Source organism: Paenimyroides viscosum (assembly GCF_003858535.1).
GTDB lineage: Bacteria > Bacteroidota > Bacteroidia > Flavobacteriales > Flavobacteriaceae > Flavobacterium > Flavobacterium viscosum.
This window is the reverse complement of the sequence record NZ_RQTJ01000021.1, coordinates 31,831-44,152: the sequence shown is the minus strand read 5'-3', so window position 1 is coordinate 44,152 and position 12,322 is coordinate 31,831. Positions and strand designations below refer to the sequence as shown.

The 12,322-nt window shown below is 35.0% G+C and carries 5 protein-coding genes; all 5 read left to right on the top strand.

Going from position 1 to position 12,322, the window contains the following annotated elements:
- The first annotated feature begins 489 nt into the window (after window positions 1-489).
- Entirely contained in the window at window positions 490-1,191 is a 702-nt protein-coding gene (locus EG242_RS10155; protein ID WP_124899770.1) for a DUF6261 family protein, read from the top strand.
- Between the two features lie 372 nt (window positions 1,192-1,563).
- A complete protein-coding gene (locus EG242_RS10150; RefSeq protein WP_124899769.1) occupies window positions 1,564-3,849 on the top strand; it encodes an NADP-dependent malic enzyme in 2,286 nt (761 codons plus the stop codon).
- A gap of 80 nt (window positions 3,850-3,929) precedes the next feature.
- Window positions 3,930-4,511: a Holliday junction branch migration protein RuvA gene (gene ruvA / locus EG242_RS10145; protein WP_124899768.1), complete on the top strand. Its 582-nt coding sequence runs from the start codon at window positions 3,930-3,932 to the stop codon at window positions 4,509-4,511.
- Between the two features lie 4 nt (window positions 4,512-4,515).
- Window positions 4,516-11,826, top strand: coding sequence for a T9SS outer membrane translocon Sov/SprA (sov, locus tag EG242_RS10140; RefSeq protein ID WP_124899767.1), 7,311 nt, complete (start codon window positions 4,516-4,518; stop codon window positions 11,824-11,826).
- 60 nt (window positions 11,827-11,886) lie between these two features.
- Window positions 11,887-12,267, top strand: coding sequence for a glycine cleavage system protein GcvH (gene gcvH / locus EG242_RS10135; protein ID WP_124899766.1), 381 nt, complete (start codon window positions 11,887-11,889; stop codon window positions 12,265-12,267).
- The last annotated feature ends 55 nt before the right edge of the window (window positions 12,268-12,322 follow it).

Here is a 12,322-nt window from a genome sequence, read left to right as displayed (position 1 = left end):
GTATTCGACAGAAATATTAACAACCTAAAAATTAATCTCGTTTAATAATGCACTATGGGTTACACATAGATATTTTTACCCCCGCAATATACTATTTAAATTTAAATGTTAAAAAAAGATGATTTCATTTGTTGTGTAAATTATGGAGTTGGAGTGTATACCACGCTAGCGCAAGCGTCACGCTTGTGTTTACTATATTTATATGCTCGCGCCAGCGACGTGCCGTTGTAATGTTTGTAAAAAGTATTTTATTTAAACGCAGTACCGTTGTAATGTTTGCACGCTGTATTTAATCTAAAACAAGGTTGTTTGTAATGTTTGCTCGCTGTAATTTATTTAAAACAGAGTTGTTTGTAATGTTTGCACGTTGTATTTTATTTAAAATAAGGTTGTTTTTACATTCTTTCGCATTTTTATTTGTAATAATCAATACTTTATTTATATTTATAAATAGTTAACGTCTAATTATTTAGAAAAAATTTAAAGGGCATGAAAATTAATTTAGCAAGATTATCAACCAAAAATTTGGCAACCTTAGTACAACGTATTATTAGTTCGTCGCAAAATGGTATGTATACCATTATAGAAAACCATCCGTTACTTTTGGCATTAAACACTAGTTATGAAAAGTACGATGCAGTTTACACTAAACTTACCTACAGCGGTAAAGGTCAAGATGTAGCTACCGCCGATAGAGAACGTGATGCTGCCTTTAGTAGCCTTAAAGCTTTTTTAAATGGCTACCGTAAATTGCCATCGGCAGCAAACCAACAAGATGCCGAAACTTTGTACAGTGTTATTAAAACATTTGGTTTAAACATTAACAGTATGAGCTATTCTGCTGAAACGGCACAGTTAAAAAAACTAATTGAAGCTTTAGAAAAACCAGAAAATGCACAGCATATTGCAAATTTAGCACTTACTACAGCTTTAGAAGAATTAAAAAACAAGCACAACGCTTTTGAGATTATTTTCGCAGAACAAGCCGAAGCTAATGCCGAGTTACGTGAAATGAGTAGTGCATCGACTACTAGAAAAGAACTAGAAAAAGTGTTACGATCGTATCTAAATCTTATTACAGCAATGAAAGACGTACCCGATTGGACAAAACTTTACCTAGATTTAAACGAAATTGTAAAAGCGGCAAAGAACAGTAGTTTAAAAACCAATAGTACCAATACAGATATGTAAATTGATAAAAAACATCTTAGAAATAAGATGTTTTTTTATGCTTTAAAACACTTAAAAAACTATTTACTAACATTTACAACAAGCAACAAAATCTTGTACGCCAGCGAGGGTAATGTGTACTTATAACCTTGTCGTTCCGGACTTGATCCGGAATCGCATCAGTTCATAAAAAGTATGAATGAATTTATATATATGATGAGAAGCTGAAACAAGTTCAGCTTGACGGTTCTTTGTAATGTTTGACTGTTACCACAAGCAGTAAAATCTTGTGTAATGCTATTATTTATTCCATTTCTTCAAAAAAAGTAATCAAAACTTTTTCGTTCTTAATTTTAAGCTTGTTATATTTGTTACTTATCAAAAAACGAAATCATGCACAAAGATTCAAAAAGAAGAGAAGCTTTATTATATCACGCAAAACCAAAACCTGGTAAAATAGCTGTAGTACCTACAAAACCTTATAGCACCCAACGTGATTTGGCATTGGCTTATTCACCCGGAGTTGCAGAACCTTGTTTAGAAATAGAAAAAAATCCTGAAAATGCTTACAAATACACCGCTAAAGGAAACTTGGTAGCTGTTATTAGTAACGGAACTGCCGTTTTAGGTTTGGGCGATATTGGTGCACTGGCATCAAAACCGGTAATGGAAGGTAAAGGTTTGTTGTTTAAGATTTTTGCTGATATCGATGTTTTTGATATTGAATTAGATACTAAAAATGTAGACGATTTTATTAAAATCGTAAAAGCATTAGAACCAACTTTTGGTGGAATTAATCTAGAAGATATCAAAGCACCTGAATGTTTTGAAATTGAACGTCGTTTAAAGGAAGAAATGAATATTCCGGTAATGCACGACGACCAGCACGGTACAGCAATTATTTCTGGTGCCGCATTAATCAATGCGTGCGAATTACAGAAAAAAGATATTAAAAACGTAAAAATTGTAGTGAATGGTGCAGGTGCCGCAGCAATTTCATGTACGCAAATGTATATTTCGGTTGGTGCAACTAAAGAAAACATTGTAATGCTAGATAGTAAAGGTGTTATTCGTGCCGATCGGGAAAATTTAGATCCGTCTAAAGCTCTTTGGGCAACTAATCGCGACATTCATACGTTGGAAGACGCCATGAAAGATGCCGATGTTTTTATTGGATTATCTGCAGCAAACGTTCTCTCTGCCGATGCGTTAAAAACAATGGCACCAGATCCTATTGTTTTGGCAATGGCGAATCCAAATCCTGAAATTGCATACGATTTAGCAATGGAAACTCGTTCTGATATCATTATGGGAACAGGTCGTTCAGATTTTCCAAATCAGGTTAATAACGTATTAGGTTTTCCGTTCATTTTCCGTGGTGCGTTAGATGTTCGTGCAACCAAAATTAACGAAGAAATGAAATTGGCTGCCGTTTATGCGTTGGCTAATTTGGCAAAAGAAACAGTGCCAGAACAAGTAAATATTGCTTACGGAGCAAAGAAATTAAGTTTTGGTAAAGATTATATCATTCCTAAACCGTTTGATCCACGCTTAATGACCGAAATTCCACCAGCAGTTGCAAAAGCGGCAATGGAATCGGGTGTGGCAACAGAACCTATCACTAATTGGAATGCGTACCGCGACGAATTGTCAGACCGTATGGGATCAGACAATAAATTGGTTCGTATGCTAATGAATCGCGCGAAATTAGATCCTAAAAAAGTAGTTTATACCGAAGCAGATCAGTTAAATGTATTAAAAGCAGCTCAAATTGCTTATGAAGAAGGTATTGCAATTCCAATTTTATTAGGAAATAAAGAGATTATTGTAGAATTAAAAAAAGAAATTGGTTTTGATGCCGATGTAATGATCATTGACCCAAAAACCAACGAAGAAGCAGATCGTAGAAACCGTTATGCAGAATTCTTTTGGAAATCTAGAGAACGTCGTGGAGTAACTCTTATCGATGCTCAAAAATTAATGCGTGACCGTAGTTATTTTGCTTCCATGATGGTTTTACAAGGCGAAGCCGATGCTATGCTTTCAGGGTATTCACGCAGTTATCCAACATCATTAAAACCGGTGTTAGATTTAATTCCGCGTGCGCATGGAGTGTCAAAAGTAGCATCAACCAATTTAATGCTTACAACCCACGGCCCAATGTTTTTGGCTGATACTGCGGTGAATCCAAACCCAAATTCAGAAGAAATTGCTAAAATTGCATTAATGACAAGCCATGTGGTAAAAATGTTTGGTTTTGATCCGGCTGTTGCAATGGTATCTTTTAGTAATTTTGGATCTTCTAAAGACGAATCACCAAAGAAAATGCGTAAAGCGGTGGAGTTTTTACACCAGCAATATCCTGATATGATTGTTGATGGGGAAATTCAAATGGATTTTGCTTTAAACAAACAAATGTTAAAAGAAAAGTTTCCGTTTTCAAAGTTAGTAGACAAAAAAGTAAATACATTGGTTTTTGCTAATTTAGATGCTGCTAATACAACATATAAAATGTTGAAAGAATTAAACGAAGCTACATCAATAGGACCAATCCTTTTAGGGTTAGAAGCACCTGTGCATGTTTTTCAATTAGGCGCAAGCGTAGATGAAATGGTAAATATGACGGCAGTTGCTGTGATAGATGCACAAGAAAAAATAGCACGTAAAAAGAATAAGTAACAGATAAAATTATACCATTGGCAATAAACGTTCATTTATAAATTAAATTTTCTATTTTTGAAGAAAATTAAAGTAAAAGAATGATTGCGTTTTTAAAAGGTCGACTGGTAGAAAAAACTCCTACAGATATTATAATAGATTGCAACGGAATTGGTTACCAAGTACATATTTCGTTGCATTCTTATTCTTTGATTAAAGATGCGGAAGCGATTCAGATCCATACTTACCTTCAAATTAAAGAAGACGCACATATTTTATACGGATTTATAGAAAAAACAGAACGCGAGCTTTTTAAGCTGTTAATTTCTGTTTCGGGAATTGGTGGAAACACTGCGCGCAATATGCTTTCGTACGTTTCCCCACAAGATTTAATTCAAGCAATTGGATCAAACGATGTAAAAACAATACAGTCCATCAAAGGTATCGGACTAAAAACGGCACAACGGGTTATACTAGATTTACAAGAAAAAGTACTGAAATTGTATGGTTTAGAAGATTTATCTGCACATGTAAACAATACAAATGCAGATGAAGCGTTATCTGCTTTAGAAGTTCTTGGTTTTGTACGAAAAGCTACCGAAAAAATAGTTAAAAAAATCGTTGAACAAAACCCGGAAGTTACTGTAGAGCAAATTATTAAGTTGGCATTAAAAGGATTGTAAGATTTTGAGAGCATCTTCACGCATAAACATTTATTTAAAATATTTTATCTTAGTTATCTTCTTTGGTAATGTTGATCCGTTATGGGCTCAGATTACCGAAACCGAAGAAGAAAACGTTATTATTCGCGGCGCTATTTCATTGAAAGATGTAGATAGTATCATGAAAATGTACACCTATGATCCAGTTTCAGACAGGTATTTGTACACCGTAACTACTAATGATTATAATATAGAATATCCTATGGTTTTAACTCGTAAAGAGTACGAGGATATTTTATTAAAAGCTGCTATGCGTGAATATTATGCAAAAAGACTTGCAGCAGCTTCAGATCGTTTAACCGAAGAAGAAAAGAAAGATTTACTGCCGGGTTACTATGTGAATTCTAAACTTTTTGAAACCATTTTTGGTGGCAATACGATTGATGTAAAACCAAGCGGAATGGTGGAGTTAGACTTAGGTATTCGCTACTCTAAACAAGATAACCCCATTATATCGCCCAGAAATCGCCGAACCTTTGCATTAGATTTTAACCAACGTATTAATTTAAGTTTACAAGGTAAAGTTGGTACGCGTTTAAATACCGATATTAACTTTAACAACCAATCTACCTTAGATTTTCAAAAACAAATGCTTAAGTTAACCTACGAACCCGATGAGGATGCTATTCTTCAGGGTATCGAAGTGGGTAACGTAAGCATGCCCGTAAATAACTCGTTAGTTCGTGGTGCACAAAATTTATTTGGTGTTAAAACTAAATTGCAGTTTGGTAGAACAACAATTACCGGAGTTGTTTCTAAACAAACATCAGAACGCAGAACAATTGTTGCAGAAGGTGGCGGAACAATAGAAAATTTTGAAATGTTTGCGTTAGATTACGAACAAAATCGTAACTTTTTCTTATCGCAATTTTTTAGATACCAATACGATAATGCCTTAAGAAATTATCCTTACATAGACAGTCGTGTGCGTATTACCCGTGTAGAAGTTTGGGTAACCAACCGCCAAAACCGCATAGGGCAGGTTAACAACAACATGCGTAACATTATTGCCCTTCAAGATTTGGGAGAAGCACGTTTAAGTAACGCAAGTACCGATCGTATCATTGGGTTAGATGTAAATGCAAACCCAACCTTTTTTGGCACTTCGCAAGTTAACGCACCTGTTGATAACGCAAATAACCAATTTAACCCAGAAGCAATTGGGACAAACTTCTTAAACCAAGGTATTAGACAAATAAATACAGCACAAGCTGGTTTTAATATTTCTGTTACCGAAGGTAGAGATTATGTGAAATTAGAAAACGCCCGTAAGTTGGTTGGCAACGAATTTAAGTTTCATCCACAATTGGGGTATATTACCTTACAACAACCTTTGAATAATGATGAGGTTTTAGCTGTAGCGTTTGAATATACTATTGGCGGAAAAGTGTATAAAGTTGGTGAATTTGGTACTGATGGCGTAGATGCTACCGTTATTGGTCAAGATGGAAACAATCAAGACATTCCAACAACACAAAGTTTGGTATTAAAAATGCTGAAAAGTACCTTAGCATCTGTTGATGAACCTGTGTGGGATTTAATGATGAAGAATATGTATTCGATACCAAACGGACGAAATCTAGAGAAAGAAGGTTTCCGTTTTAATATTTTGTATACCGATCCTTCGCCACTTAATTACATTTCTCCTGTTGCAGGAACAGCTTTACCAGAAGATGTTGCAAATACACCCCTTTTAAATGTTTTTAATTTAGATAGATTAAATTCTACAGACGATCCCCAAAATGGTGGCGATGGTTGGTTCGATTATATTGCCAACAATCCAACAAGTAATCCGTTTAACAACAACAATCAAGGTGGTGGTTACGGAAACAATAATAATCAAGGCATACAAAATAACAATAAGTTCGAAGGTATAACGGTAGATCAAGAACAAGGACGAATTATTTTTACAACCGTTGAACCTTTCGGGGAACATTTATTTAAGAAACTGTCAAATGGTGCAGCCGAAAATTATGATGTAGATGCCAGTTATAATCCAAATCAAAAGAAATACGTTTACAAAAGTCTGTATCGTAATACTTACACCAAAGCGTTGCAAGACAGTGAAAAGAATAAGTTTCAATTAAAAGGAAAAGCTTCTAGTGCCGGTGGCGACGGTATTCCTATTGGCGGATTTAACATTGCACAAGGATCTGTTGTGGTAACCGCAGGTGGTAGAACCTTGATGGAAGGTGCAGATTATACTGTAGATTACCAACGCGGAATGGTTCAAATCTTAGACCCAGGATTAAGAGAAAGCAACACACCTATAGAAATTTCTGTAGAAGAAAACTCTATGTTCTCACAAAACCGAAGAAACTTTTTTGGGGTGCATGTAGATCATCAGGTAAACGATAAATTAATTTTAGGAGCTACTTATTTACGTTTAACCGAACAACCTTTAACTGTAAAATCAAACTACGGCGAAGAATCAGTAAACAATACCATTTATGGTTTTAATGTTAACTACGCAACCGATGTTCCATTTTTAACACGTTGGGTAAATAAATTGCCAAATATTGATACAGATGTAATGTCTACCTTTGCTTTTAAAGGAGAATTTGCATACTTAAAACCAGGTGCATCTAAATTAGATCAACTTAACGGCGAAGCAACCTCTTTTATTGAAAATTTTGAAGGAACACAAAGTAATATTGATGTTTTGAACCCAACAATGTGGTTTCTGTCATCGGTGCCTGTTGGTTTTGGTGAAAACTTTACCGATTTACAGTCGGGTTATCGTCGTGCTAAAATGTCGTGGTATAATATCGATCAAATTTTTTACAGTCCATACCGTCGACCTGATAGCGTAACAGATGCAATGATTTCATCAAACAAAACCCGTCGAATTAATAAAGAAGAGCTTTTCCCCTCAATGGATATTGCTCAAGGCGAGTTGTTAACCATAAACCCTTTAAACTTAACGTATTATCCTAAAGAGCGTGGGCCGTATAACTTTAATCCGCAGTTTTTAGCAAATAACGAATTGCCAAATCCGCAACAAAACTGGGGAGGTATTATGCGTTCTATAGCATCTACCAACTTTGAGCAGGCAAATGTAGAGTATATTGAATTTTGGATGATGGATCCGTATACAGGAAATGCTGGCGATGTTTCAAATCCTATAAATACAGGAAAAGTATATTTTAATCTTGGGTATATATCAGAAGATATTTTGCAAGATGGAATGAAACAATACGAAAACGGATTGCCTACACCCGGAACAAATACACCAACAATTAGTTCGGTTTGGGGTAAAGTTCCAGCATCAACCGCTTTAATTTATGCTTTTGATACCGATGCTAATAACAGAGTGTATCAAGATGTAGGTTTAGATGGTTTGAATGATGAAGAAGAAAAAGTGAAATTTAGTCAGTTTTCTGGTTTTGCCGATCCTGCAGCTGATAATTATGAATTTTTCTTAACAGCACAAGGTGATATTGTTTCACGCTATAAAAATTACAACGGCTTACAAGGAAACACACCAATACAATTTAGCGATACCAACAGAGGTAATACCAATTTGCCCGATGTAGAAGATATTGATAATGATAATACCATGAACACCATTAATGCGTATTATCAGTATGAAATAAATGTAAACCCAAACCCTATTATTGGGGAGAATTATGTGGTAGATGTTCGTACAACTACAGAAAAATTTTTAAACGGAAACACAACACCTGTAAAATGGGTACAGTATAAAGTGCCTATTGTTGCAAGTCAGGAATACGCTGTAGGTGCCATTTCAGATTTACAGTCGGTACGTTTTATGCGTATGTTTTTAACAGGTTTCTCTGAAGAAGTAACGTTGCGTTTTGCAACTTTAAACTTGGTTCGAAGCGATTGGAGAAGATATACCGAGAATCTAGTAGAAGATCCTAATATTGTAGTTCAAGGAACAAACACTGGATTTGATGTTACTACATTAAACATTTTAAACAATTACGCACGTACGCCAATTCCGTATGTATTGCCACCAGGTATCAGCCGTGAACGTGTAAATCAAAACAATACCATCATTAATCAAAACGAACAAGCATTGTCATTACGTGTGTACAAAGCTAATACAACGGTTTCGCCAGATGGTTTAGAACCTGATGATTCTAGAGCGGTATTTAAAAATGTAGGAAATATTGATATGCGCCAGTACAAAAAACTGCGTATGTTTTTACACGCCGAAGCTTTAGAAAGTGCTACAGATGCAACCAGATTGAAAGATGACGAAATGGTTGCTTTCATTCGTTTTGGAAACGATTTTACCAATAACTTTTATCAGGTTGAAATTCCATTAAAAGTAACAGAATGGGGAACAACTATTTCTGAAGAAGTTTGGCCGTTAGCTAACGAAATTGAATTGCAGTTAGAATTACTTACCAAGTTAAAGTTAATGCGTAATCGGGACAATACCCAAAATCCTAATTTTATTTATTTTAAAGACGAAGATGAACTGGCGCCAGAATTATCAGGTAAAATAAATAAACTGCGCATTGGTGTAAAAGGAAATCCAAATTTTGGAATGTTACGCACCATTATGATAGGGGTTAGAAACAATACAAGAATTTTATATCAAGATTCGCCCGAATCGCCAAGAGATTTACGTGGAGAAGTTTGGTTTAACGAACTTCGTATGTCCGATATGACCAATAAAGGTGGTTGGGCTGCATTAGGTACGGTAGATGCTAAAATTGCCGACTTTGCCGCTGTAACCGCATCTGTAAACAAACAAACAATGGGCTTTGGTTCTTTAGAACAAGGTCCGCAAGAACGCAGTCGCGAAGATATTTTTCAGTACAATGTTACAACGGCAGTTAATGCACATCAGGTATTACCTAAAAAATGGAATTTAAACATACCGTTTAGTTATTCTATTTCCGAAGAAAAAATTACACCAGAATACGATCCTAATGATCCTGATATACGCTTGCAGGCAAAAATGGACGAAGCTCAATCGGCAGAAGAACGCAAACAAATTAAAGATCGCGCTATAGAATATACCAAACGTACAAGCATCAATTTTATCGGGGTAAATAAGCAGCGCAGTCCAAACCAAAAACAGCGTTTTTATGATGTAGAAAATATAACGCTTTCGCATTCGTTCAATCAGGTAGAGCAACATAATTTTGAGGTAGAACAAATGTTAAATCAACAAGCAAGTTCTTCGTTAGATTATTCGTATTCATTTAAGCCATGGAATATAGAGCCGTTTAAAAAAGCCGAAAATTTTAAGAAAAATAAATACTTAAAATTGGTTAGTGATTTTAATTTAAACTTATTGCCATCAAGTGTTGATTTCCGTTCAAATGTATTAAGGCAATACAATCAGCAAAAATACCGAATGATCGATGTGGAAGGAATTGAAATTCAACCATTATACCGCAGAAATTATTTCTTTAATTACAACTACGGGGTTAATTTTAATTTAACCAAAAGTTTAAGCCTTAATTACACAGCTACAAACAACAACGTGGTTCGTAATTTTATGGACGAAAACCGTTTTGTAGATAATTCTTTAGGGATATGGGATGGTTATTTTGATCCGGGTACACCAAACTTGCGCATGCAAACATTGCAGTTAAACTATAAGTTACCGTTAGATAAAGTTCCGTTTTTAGCATTTATGAATGCCGATTATTCTTATAAAGGTGATTATAGTTGGCAACGTGCTACCGATGCCTTTTCTAATGTAGATTATAACGGTGTAAATTATCAGTTGGGTAATACCATACAAAATGCCAATTCGCATAATATAACTACAAATATTACAATGGACGTTTTGTACAAATACTTAGGATTGGTTTCAAGTAAACAAAAACCTAAAAAACCAACTGGCTTGTCACAACAACCTAAACCAGGCGAAAGAATAGAGCGTAATAAAGAACTTACAGAGAAAGAGAAAAAAGATCAAGAAGAGGGTTCGCCGGCATTAGATGCGTTAATAAATTTGGTTACCATGGTTAAAACTGCAAGCGTAACCTATCAAGAAACAAACGGTACAGTGTTGCCAGGTTATTTAGGTGGTTTAGGATTCTTTGGAACTTCGCGTCCTACGTTGGGTTATGTGTTTGGTTCGCAGCAAGATGTACGTTACGAAGCCGCAAGTAAAGGCTGGTTAACATATTATCCGGAATTCAATCAGGAGTTTAGCCGTATGCATACGCAAAATTTAAACTTTAGAGCCGAAGCACGTCCTATAGCCGATTTAACACTTACAATTAATGCTTCTAAAGATTATAGCTTTAATATGTCTGAACAATACGATGTAATCGATGGTATGTACAATTCTCGTTCGCCTTACGAGTACGGAATGTTTAGAACATCAAACATTATGATTGGAACAGCATTCGGTAGAAGTGATGTAAACGGATCGGCTGCTTTTGAACAGTTCAAGGCAAACCGTATAATAGTTGCAAACCGCTTGGCGCAAGAAAGAGGGATCGATTTATCTAACCCAGCAAATATAGATGAGTATGGTTATCCGGTAGGGTATAGCCGTACCAATCAAGAAGTGTTAATGCCATCGTTTTTGGCAGCGTATTCAGGTAAAGATATTTCAAAACAAGACAATGGCTTTTTAAAAAGTATTCCATTGCCAAACTGGGAATTAAGATATACTGGTTTAGCCAAGTTAGGTTGGTTTAAAAATAGTTTCACGCGTGTTACATTATCGCATAGATATACATCAGATTATACCATTAATAATTTTCAAACAAATTATGAGTTTCTTGAAAATCCCAATGCCTTAAATGCTGGGGGGAATTATCCAACTAAAAACGTGGTGAGCAATGTTACTATGACTGAAGCTTTTAATCCCTTAGTTAGATTAGATTTCTTAACGAAATCGGGAATTGATTTTGGTTTTGGGATAAATAAAGACCGTTTGCTGTCTATGAGTTTTGATAATAACCTATTAACCGAAGTTCAAGGTAATGAATACAACATTAAATTAGGTTTTATTATAAAAGATGTAGGTTTCACTACCAATTTTGAAGGTGTTGCAAATGGTGGTAGAATTATAAGTGATATCCGTTTTTCAACCGAATTTTCATGGCGCCGTAATCAAACATTAATACGTTATTTAGATTATAACAACAACCAAATAGGTGCCGGGCAAGACATAACAAATATTAAATTAAATGCAGAATACGATTTAAGTAAAAATTTCTTGGTGCGTTTTTATTATGAACACATGTTCTCCAAAGCAGTAATTTCAACCATGTATCCAATTACAAACATTCGTTCTGGAATAACTTTACAATATAAATTTGGAAATTAGAAGGTAAAAATTTTTCAATTCTTAATAAAGTTATACATTTGCTTTTAAAATAATTACACAATGAATATACCAGCTAATTTAAAGTACACAAAAGACCACGAGTGGGTTAGTTTAGAAGGCGACGTTGCAACTGTTGGAATTACCGATTTTGCACAAAAAGAATTAGGAGATATTGTTTATGTTGAAGTGGAAGCGCTTGACCAAACTTTAGATCAAGATGAGGTTTTTGGAACAGTTGAAGCTGTAAAAACAGTATCTGATTTATTTTTACCTGTTTCTGGGGAAGTGATAGAATTTAACGAAAACTTAGAAACAGAACCAGAATTGGTAAACAGCGATCCTTATGCTGCAGGTTGGATGATTAAAATTAAAGTTGCAGATACAGCACAAGTTGATGCTTTATTAACAGCAGATCAATATAAAGAATTAATAGGTGCATAATAAAAAGCTTATAGCCATAAGTTGGAATGTTTTAATATTGGTTTTCTGCCTGATA

Excerpts from the sequence above, each read along its gene's own strand:
- EG242_RS10155 (WP_124899770.1), top strand. The coding sequence starts at position 490 with ATGAAAATTAATTTAGCAAGATTATCAACCAAAAATTTGGCAACCTTA.
- gcvH (WP_124899766.1), top strand. The coding sequence starts at position 11,887 with ATGAATATACCAGCTAATTTAAAGTACACAAAAGACCACGAGTGGGTT.
- ruvA (WP_124899768.1), top strand. The coding sequence starts at position 3,930 with ATGATTGCGTTTTTAAAAGGTCGACTGGTAGAAAAAACTCCTACAGAT.
- EG242_RS10150 (WP_124899769.1), top strand. The coding sequence starts at position 1,564 with ATGCACAAAGATTCAAAAAGAAGAGAAGCTTTATTATATCACGCAAAA.